We start from the raw sequence: 19,885 nt of genomic DNA, 5'->3' as shown, positions 1-19,885 counted from the left end.
TCCCGCGGGCCGGCACGGTCCATTCCATTCGTGTCCTTGTAGCGATTCCCATGTCCGCCTCCCATTCCCCCGTCCAGCGCAGCTTCACCGACCGCCTGCGCCAGATCGCCCTCTTCGAGATCGGCGGCCTGCTGCTGATCACGCCGCCCTACATCTGGCTGTCCGGCCAGCCGGGCCGCGACTCCTTCGTGCTGATGGCCATCCTGGCGGTCATCGCCGCCATCTGGAACGGCAGCTTCAACACCGCCTTCGACTGGCTGGAAGGCCGCCTCACCGGCCGCACCGCGGATCGCCGCCCGTGGCGGCTGCGGGCCATTCACGCCATCGGCTTCGAGGGCGGGCTGTTCATGCTGACGCTGCCAGTGGTGATGCTGTGGACCGGCATGGACTGGCTCAGCGCCCTGGTCGCCGACATCAGCATCGCGCTGGCCTACGTGGTGTATGCCTTCGGCTTCAACCTGGCCTACGACCGGGCCTTTCCGATCGTCGCCGGCGCCGGCCGCTGAACGCCGCTGCAGGCGGCCGACGAAGCGCGGGCGGGCCGCTATAATCCGCCCCTTCGCTTCCGCCGGAAACCTGCCGTGTCCGACCGCCTCAAAGTCCTTCCCCAATACCTGATCCCCAAGCAGGCCCTCACCGTGCTGGCCGGCAAGCTGGCCAGCACCCGGGCCGGCGGCCTCACCACCAGCGTGATCCGCTGGTTCGTCGGCCGCTACGGGGTGAACATGGACGAGGCAGCCAACCCGAACATCGCCAGCTACGCCAGCTTCAACGATTTCTTCACCCGCCCGCTGAAGGCCGGCGCCCGCCCCCACGCCGACGCCGACTTCATCTGCCCGGTGGATGGCGCGATCAGCCAATTCGGCCGCATCGACCGCGACCAGATCTTCCAGGCCAAGGGGCACTCCTACTCCACCCACGCGCTGGTCGGCGGCGACCGGGACCTGGCGGTCCAGTTCCAGGACGGCGAGTTCGCGACGCTCTACCTCAGCCCGCGGGACTACCACCGCATCCACATGCCCTGCGACGGCCGCCTGACCCGCATGATCTACGTGCCCGGCGCGCTGTTCTCGGTCAATCCGACCACCGCCCGCGGCGTGCCCGGCCTGTTCGCCCGCAACGAGCGGGTGGTGTGCGTCTTCGAGAACGACGAAATCGGCCCCTTCGTGCTGGTGCTGGTCGGCGCGACCATCGTCGGCAGCATGGCCACCGTGTGGCACGGCCAGATCAACCCGCCGCGCCCCGGCAAGATCCGCGAATGGGATTACCCGGCCGGCCAGGTCACGCTGAAGAAGGGCGACGAGATGGGTCGCTTCCTGCTCGGTTCTACTGTGGTAATGCTGTTCCCCAAGAAACGCCTGTCCTTCACCGAGGCCTGGGCCCCGGCCCGGCCGATCCGCCTCGGCGAGGCGATGGGCAGCCGGCCGCGCTGAACCACAGCGGCCTCAGTGGCGCAGGCGCAGGATGCGCCACGCGCCGGCCAGCACCATCGCACCGATGATGCTGGCCACCACCCAGTCCGGCCACGGGCTGCCGAGCCAGGCCACCAGGCCGCCGGCGACGATCACACCCAGGTTGGCCAGCGCATCGTTGGCGGTGAAGATGTAGCTCGCCTTCATGTGTGCACCACCGTCCCGGTGGCCGGCGATCAGCACCATGCAGGCCACGTTGGCGACCAGCGCCAGCAGCGACACGCCCATCATCGCACCGGCCAGGGTTTCCGAGCCGTAGAGCACGTGGTCCGCCACCTGCACGAACAGCCCCAACCCGAGCACCAGCTGCAGCACCCCGGCCAGGCGCGCCGCCTTCAACTGCAGCGCTGCCCCGCGCCCAACCGCGTACAAGGCCACCGCATACACCGCCGCATCAGCAAACATGTCCAGGCCATCGGCGAGCAGGCCGGACGACTCCGCCCACCAGCCGGCCAGCCCCTCGACCACGAACATCGCGGCGTTGATGACGAGCAGCCAGCGCAGCGCCCGCCGCTCGGCAGCCGGATCCTCCACCCGCGCCGCCGGTGCCCCGGCGGCCAGACCACTGGCGAGGCGCTCCGCCCCCATGCCCAGGCGGGCGATGCGCGCTTCGACCTCGTCGGCCGCCACCGCGTGCCAGACAGTAACGGTACGCGCCGCCAGGTCGAACTCCAGCCCATGGGCCAGCCCGTCCAGCTCCATGCGCACCAGCGCCTCCTCGGCCGGGCAGTCCATGTCGCCGACGCGGAAGGTCGACTTCAGCGTGGCCTCGCCGCCGGGCCGGCTCGGTTCATCCAGCCCGACCAATTGCGGACCGCCTGCCCCACAACTGCAGCCACCGGAGCAGGAAGAAGTCGTTTCAGCCATTGCAAGCATCTCGAAGTGATTCTGCCCCGATGGTAGCCTGTCGGCCTCCCAGTCCGCAGCCTGCTATCGATGAACGCCCCGCTGATCCGCTACGTCGAACCGGTCTTCCGCCCGCCCAGCGAGGCGGAGTCCCTGATCCTGCCGGTCACCGACGGCTGTTCGTGGAACCAGTGCACTTTCTGCGAGATGTACACCGCGCCGCAGAAGGCCTTCCGCGCCCGCGGCGAGGACGAAGTGCTGGACAGCATCCGGCGCATCGGCGAGCGCTACGGCAAGCAGGTCCGCCGGGTCTTCCTCGCCGACGGCGATGCGCTGGTGCTGCCGACCCGCCGCCTGCTGGCAATCCTGGAGGCAATCCGCACTCACCTGCCCAGCGTGCATCGTGTCTCCAGCTACTGCCTGGCCCGCAACCTGAAGAAGAAGACCGTCGCCGAGCTTGCCAGCCTGCGCGAAGCCGGCCTGCGCATGGTCTACCTGGGCGCCGAATCCGGCGACGACGCGGTACTGGCGAAAGTGAACAAGGGCGAGAGCTTCGATTCGACACGGGACGCCCTGGACAAGCTCGGCGAGGCCGGCATCACCCGCTCGGTGATGATGCTCAACGGCCTCGGCGGACAGATCCTCAGCGAGCAGCATGCCGACAACTCGGCCCGCCTCGCCAACGCCACCCAGCCGGAATTCCTGTCCACGCTGGTGGTGAGCTTCCCGACCGGCGAAGCCCGCTTCCGCGCCGGTTTTCCAGAATGGGAACCCCTCGATCAGGCCGGCCTGTTCCGCGAAATGGAACGCTTCCTGAGCCAGCTCGAACTGCGCCGCACGGTGTTCCGCTCCGACCACGCCAGCAACTGGCTGGTCCTGAAAGGCACCCTCGGCGCCGACAAAGCCCGCCTGCTCGCCGAAGTCCGCAACGCCATCGCCACACCGGCGGCAGTCGGGCTGCGGCCGGCCTGGGCGCGGGGGCTGTGAGCATGGCCTTCCAGCAGATCCTCGAATTCCGCACCCGTGGCCGCGGCAGCCTCGACATCACCGCGCAGGTTGCCGACGTGGTGGCCAGCGCCGGCATCGCCACCGGCCTCGCCCATGTCTTCGTGCAGCACACCAGTTGCTCGCTGATGATCACCGAGAACGCCGACCCGGACGTGCGCCGCGACCTCGAAACGGTCTTCGGCCGGCTCGCCCCCGACGGTGACCCGGCCTACCGCCACGCCCAGGAAGGCGACGACGACATGGCCGCCCATGCCCGCAGCGTGCTGTCGGATGTCAGCCTGAGCGTGCCTATCGGCCAGGGCCGCCTGCTGCTGGGCACCTGGCAGAGCCTCTTCCTGTGGGAACACCGCAGCAGCGCCCACAGCCGGCGCGTGGTGGTCACCGTCATCGGCTAAGCGGCGCCCCACCCCCAAGCCCGTCACGGGAAGCCACACGCCGAGGTGCTATGCTCTTCGGATTCGTCGCCGGCACCGCCCGCCGGCCGCGCTGTTCCCCGGAGCCCATCCATGACCTGCGTCTTCCCCTTGCGCCTCGGCAGCGCCGCCATCCTGCTGGCCCTCGCCGCCCCGTCCGGCTTCGCCCAGACCCCGAGCCCGAGCACCGCCAAACCGGCCACGGCCGTTGCCGCGCCGAAAACCGCCGCCGCCACCACACCGGCCAGCACGACCGCCAAGCCCGCGGCGCCTGCCGCGCCAGTCGCCGCGGCAAGTCCAGCCGCAGCCGCAAAACCTGCCCCGGGTGCCACACCGACGGCCCCGGCCGCACCGACCGCCGCCGGCAGCACACCGGCCGACTCGGCAGCACCGCCTCCTGCCCCGCCTCCGCCTCCGCTGTCCGACGTCATCTTCACAAACGGTGACATCGTCACCCTCGACGACAAGCGCCCCACCGCGCAGGCCATCGCGATCAAGGGCAGCAAGATCATCGCCGTCGGTACCAGCAAGGCCATCCTGGCACGCTGGAAGAGCGAAGGCACGGAAGTCGTCGACCTGGCTGGCAAGACCCTGGTGCCTGGCTTCATCGACGCCTGGGGCGAGCTGTCCCGTCTCGGCCTGTATTCGGTGGCGGCGCAGCTGCAGTCCCCGCCCGAAGGTCGCGTCACCGACGGCACCGTGTTGCTGCGCGAACTGCGCGACTGGTCCAAGGGCGACATGGCCAAGCGGCTGGGCTGGGTCGTCGGCTTCGGCTACGACGAGAGCCGCCTGCGTGAACTGCGTGCGCCGAGCCGCAACGAGCTCGACAACATTTCATCCGACCGGCCGGTGATCATCGTGGACCGCACGGGCACCCGCCTGGTCGCCAACAGCCGCGCGCTGGCGCTGGCCGGCATCGACCGCAACAGCATTGACCCGCCGGGCGGCCGCATCGGCCGCTGGCCCGGCTCGAAGGAGCCGGACGGCAGTCTGGAAGGCGCCGCCGCCACCGCGTTGCTCGGAGCCCTGCCGCAACTCGGCAAGGACGAACGCCAGGCGCTGATCCAGCAAGGCCAGACCCTCTACCTGCGCAACGGCTACACCACTGCGGTGGAGGCTCGCGCCACTGCCGACGACTTGGCGCTGTACACTCAGGCCGCCGATGCCGGCGCCTTGAAGCTCGACGTGTCGGTCTATGCGGAAGCCGGCAGCGCTGCCGCCGCCCTCAAAGCTCACAAACAGATCGGCGCCAAGTACTACAAAGGCCACCTGCGCCTGGCCGGCGTGTCCTTCACCCTCGACGGCACCGCCGAAGACCGCAGCGCCTGGCTCACCCAGCCCTACCAGCTGCCTCCACCCGGCAAACCGACCCGCTACGCCGGCTACCCGCTGCTCGGCGAGGACACCGTCGACACACTGTTCAACAGCGCCTACGCCAACGGTTGGCAGGTGGCCGTGCAGGCCAACGGGGACGCGGCCATCGACCAGTTCATCAATGGCCTGAAGAACGCCACCGAGAAGCACCCGGGCAAGGACCGCCGCCCGCTGCTGGTCGGTGCCGCGACGATCCGCGACGACCAGCTCGATGCCCTGAAGACCCTCGGCGTCAGCGTGTCCCTGGCCCCCCAGCGCCTCAACCTCAGCCTCGACACGCTGACCCGCGACGCCCTCGGCGCCGAACGGACGGCGCGCTTCAGCCCCACCGCTGCAGCCCTCGGCCGCGGCCTGCCGCTGACGCTGCACAACGACGCCGCCCTCGTCGAACCGGCACCGCTGGAGGTGCTGGCGGCTGCCGTGAAGCGGCCGGTGGGCACCGATCAGCAGATCCCGGCGCTGGAAGCCCTGAAAGCCATCACGCTGAACGCAGCGCGCCAGCTCGGCGAAGAGAAGATCAAGGGCAGCATCGCCGTCGGCAAACTCGCAGACCTCTCGGTGCTGTCGGCTAATCCGCTCAAGACCCCGACGGACAAGCTCGGCGACATCCGCGTGATCGGCACCGTCAAGGAAGGCGCCACGGTCTTCGGCGGTGCAGACGGCGGTGTGCCGATCACGCGCTGACAAGCAGGCCGTAGCCCCGGCGGGGCTGCGGCCGAGTCCGGCTCAACGCAGCGCGGACAGGTACTGGACCACGGCCTCGATGTTCTGCGCGCCGATGCCGGTCACCGCGGCCGTCATCGGCGGGTAGATCCGCTCGCCGCTCATCGTCAGGTAGCGGGTCAGGCTACGGCGCAGGTATTCGGACTGCTGCCCCGCCAGGCGCGGGAAGGTTTCGCCCCCCTTGGCCTCGGCACCGTGGCAGCGCGCGCAGTTCTTCTCGAACAGGGCCTTGCCCTCGGCGGCCCGCGGCCCGCCCATGGAGACCGCCGGCACCACCGGCTGGGCCGCGTAGAACACCGCGATGGCCGCCTTTTCGTCGTCCTTGAGTACCTTCATCAGCCCCTGCATGAAGGGGTCCTTGCGCTTACCGGTGAGGAAGGCATCGATCTGGTTGAGCACATAGGCTGGGTGCTGGCCGGCCAGATTGGGCACCTCGGTGTATTTGCTAAGACCTGTATCCCCGTGGCAGTTCGCGCAGAAGAACGACGCCTTGCGGCCAGCCTCCTGCGTCGCCTTCTGCTCGGCCGGCGGGCTCTTGATGATCCGCTCCAGTTGCCCGCGCCCCCCTGGCGCCGCGCTCGGCACCTCCGTCTGCGCCACCACCGGCACCGTCGCCGCCAACATTGACAGGCCCAGCAGCGCCCGCAGCAAACCGGCCCCGACAGGCCTCTTCCGTTCGATCGACATCGCGCTATTCCCTTTGTTGTTATTCAAAAGTCGTATTCGACGACCGCTTTCGATTGTAATCCTTTGACATAAGCCCGAGCGACATCCGCAACGCGATAAAAACAATCTGGCCCCGCGCCACTACAATCGCGCCTTCCCGTTCCATCGCCAGATCCCGCGCCCATGCCGTCCATCTCCATTCCCGCCTCCGTCGCCATCATCGGGGGTGGCCCCGCCGGCCTGATGGCCGCCGAAACCGCCGCGGCCGCCGGCCTGCAGGTGGATGTCTTCGACGCCATGCCGTCGGTCGGGCGCAAGTTCCTGCTGGCCGGTCGCGGCGGCCTCAACATCACCCACTCGGAGCCCTTTGCGGCCTTCGCCGGCCGCTACGGCCAGCGCCGGGCGCAGATCGAGCCGATGATCGCGGCTTTTGGGCCGCAGGCCCTGCGCGAGTGGGTCGAAGGGCTCGGCGTGTCCACCTTCGTCGGCAGTTCCGGGCGCGTCTTCCCGGCCGAGATGAAAGCCGCGCCGCTGCTGCGCGCATGGCTGCAGCGCCTGCGCGAAGCCGGGGTGCGCTTCCATGTACGCCACCGGTGGACCGGCTGGAACGCCGACGGCTGCCTGCTGTTCACGACCCCCAACGGCCTCCGCCAGCACCAGGCAGACGCCTGCGTGCTGGCCCTCGGCGGCGGCAGCTGGGCGCGCCTGGGCTCGGATGGCACATGGGTCCCGGCCCTGACCCGGCTCGGCGTGGGCGTCGCGCCGCTGCGCCCGGCCAACTGCGGGTTCATCACCGCATCGCCCCGCACCGACGGTGCCGAGGGCTGGAGCGCCCACTTCCGCGAGCGCTTCGCCGGACAGCCCCTCAAGTCGGTGAGCATCCGCGTGGAAGGCGCCGACGCCCCCCCGCGCCCCGGTGAAGCGATGATCACCGCCAACGGCATCGAAGGCAGCCTGATCTACGCCCTGTCCGCGTCCATCCGTGAGCGCATCGAGCAGGACGGCAGCGCCACGCTGTCGATCGACCTGGCCCCCGGGCGCTCGGCGGAGCGGGTTGCCGCCGAGGTGGCCCACCCCCGCGGCGCCCGCTCCCTCGCCAGCCACCTTCAGAGCCGCGTCGGCATCGCCGGCATCAAGATGGCGCTGCTGAGGGAATGCGTGAGTGCGGACGTGCTGGACGACCCAGCCAGTCTGGCTGCGGCCATCAAGGCGCTGCCGCTACGCCTCATCGCCCCGCGCCCACTGGACGAGGCGATCAGCAGCGCCGGCGGCGTGCTGTTCGAGGAGATGGATGAGCATCTGATGCTGCTCAAACGCCCAGGCGTGTTCTGCGCGGGTGAGATGCTCGACTGGGAAGCCCCGACCGGCGGCTACCTGCTCACCGCCTGCTTTGCCAGTGGGATCACGGCGGGAACCGGCGTTATCAAATGGCTGGGGAGAAACCTAAAGTTAGGTGTTTTTCCGTCGTAAGAGTCGCTCTCGTCCACAAATCGGGCACATACGAGAGCATCGCTAAGACCCCGCTCTCCGCCCTACCCCGATTCGTACCCCGCCTGCCAGCTGGAGCCGTCATCATGAATCTCACTAAACGCCTTATCGCAGCGCTCAGCGCCGCACTTTTCGCTCTCCTGCTCGTCGGGGGCATGGGCGTCTGGCAACTGCAGCAGGCCAATGCCCGCTTCGACTACATGCAGGCCAATACCTTTCCGAGCTTGAGGGCCCTGCTGGAAGCCAGGAGCTTTCTGACAACCAGCCGAATCGGGACATACCAGCACGCGCTGGCTGTCGATGAAGCACATAGGAAAGAGATAGAACAAACAATCCGTGTGGCGGACGACAAATTCGATGCGACGCTCAAGCACTATGAGAGTGAATTGGTTTCCGATGCCACCGACCGCCAGCTTCTGGAGGCCGACCGGGCGGCCATGGCGGCCTATCGGACCAAGCGCGCGGAGTATTTTCAGATCCTCAACAGCGGTGACATGGGCGCCGTCCGCAACTTTTTGCGTGGCTCACTGAAAGACGCCGCTGCAACGGCCCGCGACGCGCTGGCCAAGCATGAGGACTACAACTACAGCTTCGCCGAGCAACTCAAGAAGGACAATGTCGCAGACTACAATGCCGCGCTATGGACTGTTGGTGGCATCCTCGCGGCAGCCTTCAGCATCGTCGGCATCATGGCCTATCTCTTGATCCAGAATTTGCGCGACAGCCTTGCCAGCATTCGCAACACACTGGTGCACGTCAATGAATCGCAGGACTTCACCATCCGTGCGCCGGTCAAGCGCATGGATGAAATCGGCGAGACCGCCACGGCCTTCAACCAGTTGCTGTCCAAGTTGCAGGACAACTTCCGCAGCCTCACCGAAGGCGCCCGCTCGGTCGCTGACGCCAGCCGCGAGATGACCCACGCGTCGAAGCAGGTATCGGGCGCCGCCGGCACGCAAAGCGAAGCCTCTTCGGCGATTGCCGCGACGGTCGAGGAGATGACGGTCAGCGTCACCCATGTCGGTGACCGCGCCCACGAAGCCCACGAACTGGCCGACCGTTCTGGCGAGATGGCCCGCGCCGGCTCCTCAACCATCGACCGGACGATCGCCGATATCCGCAGCATCTCTTCATCCGTCAGTGCCGCCGCCGAATCCCTGCGCGAGCTGGGCGCCCAGGGCGAGCGGGTCGGCTCGGTGGTTCAGGTCATCAAGGAAGTGGCCGACCAGACCAACCTGCTGGCCCTCAACGCAGCCATCGAGGCCGCCCGCGCAGGCGAGCAGGGCCGCGGTTTCGCGGTGGTAGCCGATGAAGTGCGCAAGCTGGCCGAGCGCACCGCCAGTTCGACGCAGGAGATCTCCTCCACCATCGAGGCCATGCGCCGTCACTCCGAACAGGCCGCCCACGAGATGGAGGACGCCGAGAGTCTGGTCACCCAGAGCGTCAAACGGGCCGACGACACGGACAAGGCCATCAAGGAAATCGGCACCGCCGCCAGCGGCACCGCCCGCATGGTGTCCGAGATCTCCGACGCAATCCGCGAACAGGGCGCGGCCAGCACCAACATCGCCGTACAGATCGAGCGCATCGCGCAGATGGCCGAAGAGGCTGCGGCCGCAGCAGAACAGTCTTCCAGCACCGCCCGCCGCCTCGACGAACAGGCCCAGCGCCAGATCGCCACGCTGCAGTTGTACAAGGTCTAAGCTTCCGGCGGCGTCCATTCGGCGCCCTGCCCGCGGACAGGATGAGTGCTAGACTGCCCTTCTCCTACCGCGATGGAGGCGCCGATGAACAGCAAACCCCTCGAATTCTGGTTCGAATTCGCCAGTTCATATTCCTACCTGAGCGTGATGCGCATCGAGGCGCTGGCGAAAGAGGCTGGCGTCAAGCTGGCGTGGCGGCCCTTCCTGCTTGGGCCGGTGTTCCTGTCCTTGGGCTGGAACGACTCACCGTTCAACATCTATCCCCCCAAAGGCCGCTACATGTGGCGCGACCTGGCCCGGTTGTCGGCCCGTTACGGCCTGCCGTTCCAGGTGCCGTCGCGTTTTCCGCGCAACGGCTTGCTGGCCGCCCGGGTCGCGCTGACCGGAGCCAACCAGCCATGGATCGGCAACTTCACCCGGGCAACGATGCGGGCCAATTTTGCCGAGGACCGGGACATTGCCGATCCGGCGGTGATCCGCGACATTCTCGAAACGCTGGAACTACCCGCCGACACGATCCTCACCGAAGCGGAAAGCCCCGAGAACAAACTGGCCTTGCGCAGCCAGACCGAACAGGCGGCCGAACGGGGCCTGTTTGGTGCCCCGAGCTTCATCACGCCGGACGGGGAGCTGTTCTGGGGCAACGACCGGCTGGAGGACGCGCTGGCCTGGGCGGCATCGCCCCCACCTCGCGCCAACTCAGCGGCCGGGCATTAGAGGTTCGGCGGCTTTCGCGGGAGTCTTGGCCCCATCGGCCTGCTTGAGCTTTTCCGCCTTCTCGGCACGTTTTTCCGCGGCCTTGGCTGCCCGCTCCTTGTAGGCACGACGGTCGCTCTCGGCCTGACTGGCACGCTGCGCCGCCGCCGCGGCCTCGGCGGCCCGGCGCCGCGCATCTGCGGCTTCCTTGGACTGACGGGCCTCGGCCTCGTGCAGCGCGCGGGACTTGCCTTCCTGCTCGCGCTCGATGCGCCCGGCGTCCTTGTCCGCCAGAGCGCGCAGGCGCGCTTCGCTGTCGGCACGATTGCGGGCCTCCTGCTCGGCCTTTTCGACAGCCTTCTGCGGCGCCTGCTCGACCTGCCCTGCCATACGTTCAGCGTAACGACGGTTCTTTTCAGCCAGCTCGATGCGCCCCGCCTCCAGATCGAGGGCACGTGCCTGACGGGTGTCCTCAACGTGGCGCTGGCGCACGCGATCGATGCAGCTGTTCACCAGAAAACGTTCGTAGCAGGCGATCTCGTCCGCCTTGAAGCGGACCTCGGCGGCTTCGCGCAAGGCCTTCGCCTCCTCGCGCATCTTCTCCGCACGAGCCTTTTCCGCGCCTTCATCGACGGGGGATTCCTGGGCTTGCACGGTCCCCTGGCACAACAGCGCCAACAACAACACGGACAGACTGGCGGAAAGGGACGATCGGCGGAACGGACGGCTTCGATGCATTGGACGACAGGGCTGGACACGACGGAACTGCTTACAATACCGGATTTCCTGCCCGCTTACCGCTTCCGCTGCCGTGATCCAGTTCCGCAATCTCCGCCTCGCCCGGGGCGTAAAGACTCTCATCGAAGGCGCCAGCCTGCAGATCCACCCTGGCTGGAAGGTCGGCCTCACCGGTGCCAACGGCTGCGGCAAATCCAGCCTGTTCGGCATGCTGCGCGGTGAGCTCCACCAGGATTCCGGCGACCTGGAGATGCCCGCGTCGTGGACCATTGCCCACGTAGCCCAGGAAACCCCGGCCCTGCCGCGCCCCGCCATCGAATACGTGCTCGACGGTGACGCCGAGCTGCGCCGCATCGAAGTCGCGCTGGAAAAGGCCGAAGCCGCCCACGACGGCGAGGAGATCGGCCACCTCCACGGCCGCCTGCAGGAGATCGGCGGTTACGCGGCCCGCGCCCGCGCCGCCGCGCTGATGGACGGTCTGGGCTTCAAGGTTGCCGAGATGGAACGCCCGGTAGCGGACTTCTCCGGCGGCTGGCGCATGCGCCTCAACCTGGCCCAGGCGCTGATGTGCCGCTCCGACCTGCTGCTACTCGACGAACCGACCAACCACCTCGACCTGGACGCGGTCATCTGGCTGGAACAGTGGCTCACCGACTACCGCGGCACGCTGGTGCTGATCTCCCACGACCGCGACTTCCTCGACGCAGTCGTGAACCAGATCGCCCACATCGAGAACCAGCAGCTCACCCTGTACACCGGTGGCTACTCCAACTTCGAACGCCAGCGCGCCGAACGCCTGTCCCAGCAGCAGGCAATGTTCGAGAAGCAGCAGCGCGAGCGCGCCCACCTGCAGAAATACGTGGACCGCTTCCGCGCCCAGGCCACCAAGGCCCGCCAGGCCCAGAGCCGCATCAAGGCGCTGGAGCGGATGGAGGTCATCGCCGCCGCCCACATCGACAACCCGTTCACCTTCAGCTTCCGCGACTGCACCGCCGCCCCCGATCCGCTACTGCAGATCGAGGATGCCGCCGCCGGCTACGTGGACAAGCCGATCCTGTCGGACATGAAGCTGACCATCCGCCCCGGCGAGCGCATCGGCCTGCTCGGCCGCAACGGCGCCGGCAAATCCACGCTGATCAAGCTGCTGTCCGGTGGCCTGCAGCCGACGGCCGGTGTGCGCCGGGAGGGCAAGGGCCTGCAGCTCGGCTACTTTGCCCAGCACGCGCTGGAGAGCCTGCGCCCGGACGAATCGCCGCTGCAGCACATGTTGCGCCTCGACCCGCAGACCCGCGAGCAGGAGCTGCGCAACTACCTGGGCGGCTTCGACTTCAACGGCGACATGGCCACCACGCCCTGCGGCCCCTTCTCCGGCGGCGAGAAATCCCGCCTGGCGCTGGCCATCCTGATCTGGAACCAGCCTAACCTGCTGCTGCTCGACGAACCGACCAACCACCTCGACCTGGAAATGCGCCACGCCCTCACGCTGGCCCTGCAGGACTACGAGGGCGGCATGGTCATCGTGTCCCACGACCGAGCCCTGCTGCGCGCCACCTGCGACCGCTTCCTGCTCGTCGATGGCGGCCGCCTGACACCCTTCGACGGCGACCTGGACGACTACAAGGCCTGGTTGGCCCAGCAACGCGCCGCCGATGCCGCCGCCGGCCAGTGCCCGGATAAAGCCGCCGACAAGGCCAGCCGCAAGGCCGACCGCGAAGCCGCCGCCGCCGACCGCCAGGCCCGCCTGGCCGCCCGCCGGCCACTGGTCAAGGAGCTGGAGCAGCTCGACAAGAAGCTCACCCCGTGGAACGCAGAAAAGGCCAAGCTGGATGAACGTCTCGCCGACCCGGACCTGTACACCGGCCCCGACGCCGGCGAGGTGCCCAAGCTGCTCAAGCGCCAGGCCGAACTCAGCGAGAAGATCGACGAAGCCGAACTGCGCTGGCTCGAACTGCATGAAGCCCTCGATGCCATTCCGGCTGACTAAACCGGCCGACTCGACACTCACCACGCAATCCCGCTGAAGCCGTCGCAGTCTCTTTGCTAGAATCACGGATTCGCCAAATCAACCGCCGTAACCTGGAGCTTTTGCCGTGCAACTCGTCTGTCTCGACCTCGAAGGTGTTCTCGTCCCCGAAATCTGGATCGAATTCGCGGAGCGCACCGGCATTCCCGAACTGCGTCGCACCACCCGCGACGAGCCGGACTACGACAAGCTCATGAAGTACCGCCTGGACCTGCTCAAGCAGCACAAGCTGGGCCTGCCGGACATCCAGAAGGTGATCTCCGAGATGGGCCCCGAGCCCGGCGCCAAGGACTTCCTCGACGCCCTGCGCAAGGATTTCCAGGTCATCATCCTGTCCGACACCTTCTACGAATTCGCGATGCCGCTGATGGAACAGCTCGGCATGCCGACCCTGTTCTGCCACAAGCTCGAAGCCGACGCAGAGGGCTATCTGGTGAACTACCACCTGCGCATGGCCAACCAGAAGAAGGAAGCCGTCCAGCGCTTCAAGGAAATCAACTTCAAGGTCATCGCCGCCGGCGACTCCTACAACGACACCGCGATGCTCAAGGAAGCCCACGCCGGCATCCTGTTCCGTGCGCCGGACAACGTCATCGCCGAGTTCCCGCAATTCCCGGTGGAGCGCGAGTACAGCGGCCTGGCCGCCCAGATCCGCGCCGCCTCCGCCCGCATCTGATCCCATCCGATACGCCGGTCGCGGCCCCGTGGCCGGCGGCCGGTGCCTGAGCCCATCATGCACCGCGAACGCTTCTACACCCTCTCCGCCTCCTGCCCCGACCGCACTGGCATCGTCGCCAAGGTGTCCGGCTTCATCGCCGAACACAAGGGCTGGATCCTCGAAACCGCGCTCCACGCCGAACCTGCCGTCGACAGCGAGCACCGCGGGCGCTACTTCATGCGCATCGAGATCAAGGCCGATTCGCTGCCCTTCATGCTCACCGAGTTCCGCGAGCGCTTCCGCCCGATCGCCGAAGAGCTCAACATGGACTGGAAGATCACCGACTCGGCGGTCAAGAAGCGCGTGGTGATCCTCGTCTCCAAGCAGGAACACTGCCTCTACGATCTGCTGGCGCGTTGGCAGTCAAAGGAACTGGACATCGAGATCCCCTGCGTGATCTCCAACCACGACACCTTCCGCGGCTTCGTCGAGTGGCACGGCATTCCCTTCCACCACGTTCCCGTCACCCCGGACAACAAGGCCCAGGCCTATGCCGAGGTACAGCGCCTGTTCGAGGAATCCCACGGCGACACGATGGTGCTGGCCCGCTACATGCAGATCCTGTCGCCGGAGCTGTGCGCGGCCCATCCGGGCAAGATCATCAACATCCACCACAGCTTCCTGCCCAGCTTCGTCGGCGCCAAGCCCTACCACCAGGCCTACGCCAAGGGCGTCAAGCTGATCGGCGCGACCTGCCATTACGTGACGGCCGACCTCGACCAGGGCCCGATCGTCGAACAGGACGTGATCCGCATCGACCATTCCGACTCGGTGGACGACATGGTCCGCTACGGCAAGGACATCGAGAAGGCCGTGCTGGCCCGCGGCCTGCGCTACCACCTGGAAGATCGGGTGCTGGTGCACGGCAACAAGACCGTCGTGTTCCGCTGAAAGTCAGTCCGCTCCGTAAAAAACGACGAAGGCCGGCGGATCGCCGGCTTTTTCACGTCTGCCGCGTAGCTACAGCAAGCGCATCCCCGCCGCGAAATCCAGCTTCCTCTCCACCACCGCATCCCGGGCGAAACTGGCCAGGAAGGCGCTGCGCCGGGTCCCGACGGCCGTCGGGGTCGAGAATTCAATCAGCGGGACGTTCAACGCATCGTCCTTGTCCGCCTCGACCAGCACGTTCATCGCATTCACGCGCAGTGCCAGGCGCCGGGCGTGGATGATCCGCTCCGCCGCCAGCAGGGTCTCGATCACCGCGGCCAACACCATTTCCAGGCCTGCACCGGAGACGCTCCTTTCGACCAGAGCAGCTTCATTGTCGGCTAGCTGACGCCGCAGTCCATCCAGATCGCGGCCGCGCCAGGAATGGCATTCCAGCGCATCCAGGCCCGGCCGACTCCGCTCCAGCAGGCTCAGGCGCGTCTGCAGCAGCTGATGATCGAAGGGCAACTGGTCGCTCTGCCGCTGCCGCACGGCAATCTCCTGCAGCGCGGCCATCACCAAACCTTCTAACACCAGTTCGTGGATGCGCCGGAACAGCGCTGCCTCATCCGCGGCAAATGCAAACAGCCGGAAATGCTGGAAGCTGACCGTGGTCTGTGGCACATCCTGACGCAGTTGGTCACCCTCCAGCACAATGCCCAGCACGTTCTGCTCGACCCGCGTCGCGGCCACCATGCAGCAGACGCGCTCGAGCCCAACTGCCGCAGGCGAAGCCAGGAAGTCCTGGAGATCCACACTGGCCGATAACGTCTCCGCCACATCCGCCGGCCGGGCAAAGACAGTACGCAACACGGGGTTCTGCGACCAGGCCTGGGAATTCATCTCCACGCATGGCGGAATGCACGCCACCACCTGATCCGCATACTTCAGTGCATGGGTCACTGCCGGACATAGCCGCGAGGAGGCGTCATCCAGAAACTGCAAACGCGGATCGATGCTGCCGATAACCCGCGCCACGGCCGCCTGCAGGCGCTCGTCGCCGGCACATGACGCCGAACGCCCGCCCAGCAACCAGTCAAAAAAACCCATTTCTTCAATCCTCGATGACGCCAGCGGGAAGCATACAAACAAAAACGGGCGCCGCAGCGCCCGTTTTCGTGATGAAACGACCTACCGGAATTACTGGTGGTAAGCAGTTTCGCCGTGGGAGGTGATGTCCAGACCTTCGCGCTCTTCGTCTTCCGGCACGCGCAGGCCGATGAACATGTCGACCAGCTTGTAGGAAATGAAGGCCACGACAGCAGACCACACGACGGTGGTGCCGACGGCGGTCAGCTGAACGATGACCTGGTCGCTGATGGAGTAGGTATCGGCAGCCTTGTTGGCCACGTAGTCCCAGATGCCGACGCCGCCCAGGGACGGGGAGGCGAACACACCGGTCAGGATGGCACCGAGGATACCGCCGACGCCATGCACGCCGAACACGTCCAGGGAGTCGTCAGCACCCAGCATACGCTTCAGGCCATTGACGCCCCACAGGCAGACCACGCCAGCCAGCAGGCCGATCACGATCGCACCGACGACACCGACGAAGCCGCAGGCCGGGGTGATCGCCACCAGGCCGGCCACTGCGCCGGACGCAGCGCCCAGACCGGACGGCTTGCCCTTGATGATCCATTCAGCCAGCAACCAGGCAACAGCAGCAGCAGCGGTGGCAACCCAGGTATTCACAAAGGCCAGCGCGGCAGAGCCGTTGGCTTCCAGCGCAGAGCCGGCGTTGAAACCGAACCAGCCCACCCACAGCAGGGAGGCACCGACGATGGTCAGGGTCAGGCTGTGCGGAGCGAAGGACTCGCGACCGAAACCGACGCGCTTGCCAACCAGGAAGGCACCCACCAGGCCAGCCACGGCAGCGTTGATGTGCACCACGGTGCCACCGGCGAAGTCGAGGGCGCCCTTCTGGAACAGGAAGCCAGCCGTCGCGTTGGCGGCATCGGCCGCTTCAGCGGTGGTGTAGGCATCCGGACCCGCCCAGTACCAGACCATGTGAGCCATCGGCAGGTAGCTGAAGGTAAACCACAGCACGGAGAACAGCAGCACGGCGGAGAACTTGATGCGCTCGGCGAAGGCGCCGAGGATCAGAGCCACGGTAATGGCGGCAAAGGCACCCTGGAAGGCCACGTAGATGAACTCGGAGATGACGACACCCTTCGAGAAGGTGGCGGCGACCGAATCCGGCGTGATGCCCTTCAGCAGAACCTTGTCGAGACCGCCGAAGAAGGCGCTGCCCTCGGTAAAGGCGATCGAGTAGCCGTACAGCACCCACAGCACGCTGATCAGCGAAAACACCGTGAACACCTGCAGCAGCACGGACAGCATGTTCTTGGTACGAACTAGGCCACCATAGAACAGGGCCAGGCCGGGAACAGACATCATGATGACGAGGGCGGTAGCCACGATCAGCCAGGCGTTGTCACCCTTGTTGGGCACCGGAGCCGGTGCGGCAGCGGCGGCTTCAGCCGGTTTGGCCTCAGCAGCGGCAGCCGGCGCGGCGGCAACTGGTGCTTCGGCCGGCTTGGCGGTGGCAGCCGCCTCTGCGGGGGCGGTCACCGCGGGAGCGGCGGTCGGCGCGGCCGGAGCGTCCTTGTCCTGGGCCAGCGCATGGCCCGCAAATCCGACCGTCAGGGTCGTCAGCAGGGCAGCGAAGATTTTTTTCATGATGGGAAGCTCCCTTACAGCGCTTCGGCACCGGACTCGCCGGTACGGATGCGGATGGCTTGTTCGAGATCGAACACGAAGATCTTGCCGTCACCGATCTTGCCGGTGCTGGCAGATTTTTCGATGGCTTCGATGACCTGGTCAAGGATCTCGGTCTTGACGGCAGCCTCGATCTTCACCTTGGGCAGGAAATCGACCACGTATTCCGCGCCGCGGTACAGCTCGGTATGGCCCTTCTGACGGCCAAAGCCCTTCACCTCGGTCACCGTGATGCCTTGCACGCCAATGGCGGACAGGGCCTCACGCACTTCGTCGAGCTTGAAGGGCTTGATGATGGCAGTTACGAGTTTCATGGTTGGGTCCTCTTGCAAGGCGACCCGAACGAGCCGCCGCGCGGTTACGGGGGGAAGTTAGAACGTACGGGTGATGGTCAGCTGCACGCGGTCCTTGCCCAGATCCTTGCCGAAGGCGTTGGTGTAGAAGGCCTGGCTGGCGTTGGTGTTGATGTAGTTCAGGCCGACAACGACACCCGCCGCGATATCCTTGGTCACGCCCAGCTTGTAGTCGGTGTAGGAGGCGCCGCTGTTGTCACCGTGGATCTTCTGGCGACCGACATGGCCGATCAGGTTGAGGCCCGGGGCCAGCTCGTAAGTGGCGGTGAGGTCGAGGTAACCGGAGTTCTTGGAGTCGGTCCAGCCGAACAGGTCACTAAAGGAGTGGGAGTACTTCAAGGTCAGGAAGGTCCAGGAACCGGCGATGTAGCCTTCGATGGTGTTCGGGTTGTTGCCGTAGCCGGAACCCGGGTAGAAGTACTGCAGCAGACCCACGTCATAGCCGAAGTCGCCGACGGTGTTCTTGAAGCCGCCGTAGAAGTCCATCTCGATGCTGTTGCTGACCGTCGGGCTGCCATCGGTCAGCCAGGACACGTTGGACGCCCAGGTGCCGACGTACAGACCGCTGGAATGCGCGTAGTCGAAACCACCCTGAATGGCCGGCTTGCGATTGGTCTGACCGATACCGCGGTAGATGTACTCCGACGCCAGCGTGACGTTGCTGGTGAAGGTGTGCTCCGGAGCGGGAGCGGCATCTTCAGCGCTCGCCAGGGACGGCAGAGCGGCACAGGCTGCGATCAGGGCAGAAGCGATAACGGTCTTGCGCATGATTGGGTTCTCCTAGTATTAAAAGTTGGCTCACACGTTTTAGCAATCACCATGCCAGTTTTAAAAAACTCATTATTTCAATGGGTTGATATACAAAATGGGCTTCTGCTGCAGCGCAGAAAAAAATCATTCCGCACCACTTTGGGAGTACGCACCAATCGGGGGCGCCGTGTTGGTGCATGGGGCACGGCAACGGCCACTGGAGTCCAATGCTAAACTTGAACACAACTTGGATTTTTCCCCTTTTCCCGTGAGGAACGCTGCCATGGCCAATCCCAAAATCCTCGATGAAATCGGTTCGAAGGTTTCCGAACTCCTCGCCAACAGCCCCGCCAAGGATCTCGAAAAGAACGCCCGCGCGCTGCTAGCCAGTGGTTTCTCCAGGCTCGACCTGGTGACCCGCGAGGAATTCGACCTGCAGAAGGAAACCCTCGCCCGCTACCGCGACAAGCTGACCGAACTCGAACACCGGGTCGCCCAGCTGGAATCGGAGCTGGCATCACGTCCGCCGGCAGAGGCGGGTTGAACCTTCCCACCGTTCCGACGGTCATTCAAGGGCGCCCCCGGCGCCCTTTTTCATGCCAGCCCCAAAGCAATTACAACTCGCCATTTCGGTTTACCGGAGACATCCCTTGAAGAAGCTGCTCGCTCTGCTGGCCGTCGCCAGCGCCCCGGCATTCGCCGCCCCGGTCAGTTACACGATCGACTCCAACCACACCTACCCGCTGTTCGAAACGGACCACCTCGGCTTCTCGACCCAGCGCGGGCGCTTCAACAAGACCAGCGGCAAGATCGTCCTCGACACCGCCGCCCATCGGGGCTCGGTGGAGGTCAGCATCGACGCGAGCTCCATCGACATGGGCTTCGCCAAATGGAACGAGAACATGCGTGGCGAGGGCTTCTTCAACACCGACGCCTACCCGACGATCAGCTTCAAGGCCGAGCGCTTCAACTTCGACGGCGACAAGCCGGTGACCGCCGAAGGCAGCCTGACCCTGCTCGGCATCACCAAACCCCTGCAACTCACCCTGTCCCGCTTTCACTGTGCCCCCCACCCGCTCAACAAGCGTGAAACCTGTGGCGCCGACATCACCGCCCGCCTGAAGCGTTCTGACTTCGGCATGACCAAGAACATCCCGTCGGTCAGCGACGAGGTTCGCCTCGTGATCTCGGTCGAAGCCTACCGCGACTCTCAATGACAATGAACTAAACCCGGGGCAACACCTGGGCTAGACTGCCGGTTTATTCCAA

The 19,885-nt window shown here is 66.1% G+C and carries 20 protein-coding genes; 13 read left to right on the top strand and 7 right to left on the bottom strand.

Annotation, left to right across the window (positions count from 1 at the left end):
* Nucleotides 1–50 precede the first annotated feature (50 nt).
* Together AC1PQG_RS01970 and asd are read left to right on the top strand one after the other, a co-directional pair.
* Entirely contained in the window at nucleotides 51–506 is a 456-nt protein-coding gene (locus tag AC1PQG_RS01970) for a PACE efflux transporter (protein ID WP_481121001.1), read from the top strand.
* Nucleotides 507–581: 75 nt separating this feature from the next.
* A complete protein-coding gene (asd, locus tag AC1PQG_RS01965; RefSeq protein WP_481121000.1) occupies nucleotides 582–1,433 on the top strand; it encodes an archaetidylserine decarboxylase in 852 nt (283 codons plus the stop codon).
* A gap of 12 nt (nucleotides 1,434–1,445) precedes the next feature.
* Here the strand turns inward: asd and AC1PQG_RS01960 are convergent, their stop codons facing one another.
* Nucleotides 1,446–2,339, bottom strand: coding sequence for a cation efflux transmembrane domain-containing protein (locus tag AC1PQG_RS01960; RefSeq protein WP_481120999.1), 894 nt, complete (start codon nucleotides 2,337–2,339; stop codon nucleotides 1,446–1,448).
* A gap of 69 nt (nucleotides 2,340–2,408) precedes the next feature.
* Here AC1PQG_RS01960 and AC1PQG_RS01955 point away from each other — a divergent pair, with 69 nt between their 5' ends.
* The 3 genes from AC1PQG_RS01955 to AC1PQG_RS01945 all read left to right on the top strand — a co-directional run bounded on the left by AC1PQG_RS01955 (nucleotide 2,409) and on the right by AC1PQG_RS01945 (nucleotide 5,797).
* Nucleotides 2,409–3,305: a radical SAM protein gene (locus tag AC1PQG_RS01955; protein ID WP_481120998.1), complete on the top strand. Its 897-nt coding sequence runs from the start codon at nucleotides 2,409–2,411 to the stop codon at nucleotides 3,303–3,305.
* A 2-nt stretch (nucleotides 3,306–3,307) separates the two neighbouring features.
* Nucleotides 3,308–3,721, top strand: coding sequence for a secondary thiamine-phosphate synthase enzyme YjbQ (locus AC1PQG_RS01950; protein ID WP_481122955.1), 414 nt, complete (start codon nucleotides 3,308–3,310; stop codon nucleotides 3,719–3,721).
* Nucleotides 3,722–3,832: 111 nt separating this feature from the next.
* Nucleotides 3,833–5,797: an amidohydrolase gene (locus AC1PQG_RS01945; protein WP_481120997.1), complete on the top strand. Its 1,965-nt coding sequence runs from the start codon at nucleotides 3,833–3,835 to the stop codon at nucleotides 5,795–5,797.
* A gap of 42 nt (nucleotides 5,798–5,839) precedes the next feature.
* Here AC1PQG_RS01945 and AC1PQG_RS01940 read toward each other — a convergent pair whose 3' ends face one another.
* Complete coding sequence (locus AC1PQG_RS01940; protein WP_481120996.1) at nucleotides 5,840–6,523, bottom strand: c-type cytochrome; 684 nt, start codon at nucleotides 6,521–6,523, stop codon at nucleotides 5,840–5,842.
* A gap of 162 nt (nucleotides 6,524–6,685) precedes the next feature.
* Between AC1PQG_RS01940 and AC1PQG_RS01935 the strand changes: the two genes are divergently transcribed.
* The 3 genes from AC1PQG_RS01935 to AC1PQG_RS01925 all read left to right on the top strand — a co-directional run bounded on the left by AC1PQG_RS01935 (nucleotide 6,686) and on the right by AC1PQG_RS01925 (nucleotide 10,410).
* Nucleotides 6,686–7,972 (top strand): TIGR03862 family flavoprotein, encoded by a 1,287-nt coding sequence (locus tag AC1PQG_RS01935; RefSeq protein ID WP_481120995.1) that lies wholly within the window; start codon nucleotides 6,686–6,688, stop codon nucleotides 7,970–7,972.
* A gap of 104 nt (nucleotides 7,973–8,076) precedes the next feature.
* Nucleotides 8,077–9,693: a methyl-accepting chemotaxis protein gene (locus AC1PQG_RS01930; protein ID WP_481120994.1), complete on the top strand. Its 1,617-nt coding sequence runs from the start codon at nucleotides 8,077–8,079 to the stop codon at nucleotides 9,691–9,693.
* Between the two features lie 84 nt (nucleotides 9,694–9,777).
* A complete protein-coding gene (locus AC1PQG_RS01925; protein ID WP_481120993.1) occupies nucleotides 9,778–10,410 on the top strand; it encodes a DsbA family protein in 633 nt (210 codons plus the stop codon).
* On the opposite strand, the gene AC1PQG_RS01920 is transcribed toward AC1PQG_RS01925, so the two are convergent.
* Nucleotides 10,393–11,043 (bottom strand): hypothetical protein, encoded by a 651-nt coding sequence (locus tag AC1PQG_RS01920; protein ID WP_481120992.1) that lies wholly within the window; start codon nucleotides 11,041–11,043, stop codon nucleotides 10,393–10,395. The genes AC1PQG_RS01925 and AC1PQG_RS01920 overlap by 18 nt on opposite strands.
* A gap of 157 nt (nucleotides 11,044–11,200) precedes the next feature.
* Here AC1PQG_RS01920 and AC1PQG_RS01915 point away from each other — a divergent pair, with 157 nt between their 5' ends.
* The 3 genes from AC1PQG_RS01915 to purU all read left to right on the top strand — a co-directional run bounded on the left by AC1PQG_RS01915 (nucleotide 11,201) and on the right by purU (nucleotide 14,759).
* A complete protein-coding gene (locus AC1PQG_RS01915; protein WP_481120991.1) occupies nucleotides 11,201–13,111 on the top strand; it encodes an ATP-binding cassette domain-containing protein in 1,911 nt (636 codons plus the stop codon).
* A gap of 106 nt (nucleotides 13,112–13,217) precedes the next feature.
* Complete coding sequence (thrH, locus tag AC1PQG_RS01910) at nucleotides 13,218–13,826, top strand: bifunctional phosphoserine phosphatase/homoserine phosphotransferase ThrH (RefSeq protein WP_374482233.1); 609 nt, start codon at nucleotides 13,218–13,220, stop codon at nucleotides 13,824–13,826.
* Nucleotides 13,827–13,883: 57 nt separating this feature from the next.
* A complete protein-coding gene (purU, locus tag AC1PQG_RS01905) occupies nucleotides 13,884–14,759 on the top strand; it encodes a formyltetrahydrofolate deformylase (protein WP_481120990.1) in 876 nt (291 codons plus the stop codon).
* 69 nt (nucleotides 14,760–14,828) lie between these two features.
* Here purU and AC1PQG_RS01900 read toward each other — a convergent pair whose 3' ends face one another.
* From AC1PQG_RS01900 to AC1PQG_RS01885, 4 genes are all read right to left on the bottom strand, one after another.
* The gene (locus AC1PQG_RS01900; protein ID WP_481120989.1) at nucleotides 14,829–15,845 is read right to left on the bottom strand and encodes a hypothetical protein; all 1,017 of its coding nucleotides are present in this window, start codon (nucleotides 15,843–15,845) and stop codon (nucleotides 14,829–14,831) included.
* Nucleotides 15,846–15,935: 90 nt separating this feature from the next.
* Complete coding sequence (amt, locus tag AC1PQG_RS01895) at nucleotides 15,936–17,474, bottom strand: ammonium transporter (protein ID WP_481120988.1); 1,539 nt, start codon at nucleotides 17,472–17,474, stop codon at nucleotides 15,936–15,938.
* Between the two features lie 14 nt (nucleotides 17,475–17,488).
* Complete coding sequence (gene glnK / locus AC1PQG_RS01890) at nucleotides 17,489–17,827, bottom strand: P-II family nitrogen regulator (RefSeq protein ID WP_079434291.1); 339 nt, start codon at nucleotides 17,825–17,827, stop codon at nucleotides 17,489–17,491.
* Between the two features lie 57 nt (nucleotides 17,828–17,884).
* On the bottom strand, nucleotides 17,885–18,634 hold the full coding sequence (locus AC1PQG_RS01885; protein WP_481117200.1) for a TorF family putative porin: 750 nt from the start codon (nucleotides 18,632–18,634) through the stop codon (nucleotides 17,885–17,887).
* A gap of 265 nt (nucleotides 18,635–18,899) precedes the next feature.
* On the opposite strand from AC1PQG_RS01885, the gene AC1PQG_RS01880 reads away from it, so the two are divergent.
* Nucleotides 18,900–19,160 carry an accessory factor UbiK family protein gene (locus AC1PQG_RS01880; protein WP_481120987.1) on the top strand — a complete coding sequence of 87 codons (261 nt, stop codon included), beginning with the start codon at nucleotides 18,900–18,902 and terminating at the stop codon, nucleotides 19,158–19,160.
* Between the two features lie 106 nt (nucleotides 19,161–19,266).
* Complete coding sequence (locus AC1PQG_RS01875; protein WP_481120986.1) at nucleotides 19,267–19,833, top strand: YceI family protein; 567 nt, start codon at nucleotides 19,267–19,269, stop codon at nucleotides 19,831–19,833.
* Nucleotides 19,834–19,885 lie beyond the last annotated feature (52 nt).

This window comes from Zoogloea sp. GDB6 (assembly GCF_056724105.1).
The sequence above is the reverse complement of the archived record's forward strand: the minus strand, read 5'-3'. Positions and strand labels throughout refer to the sequence as shown.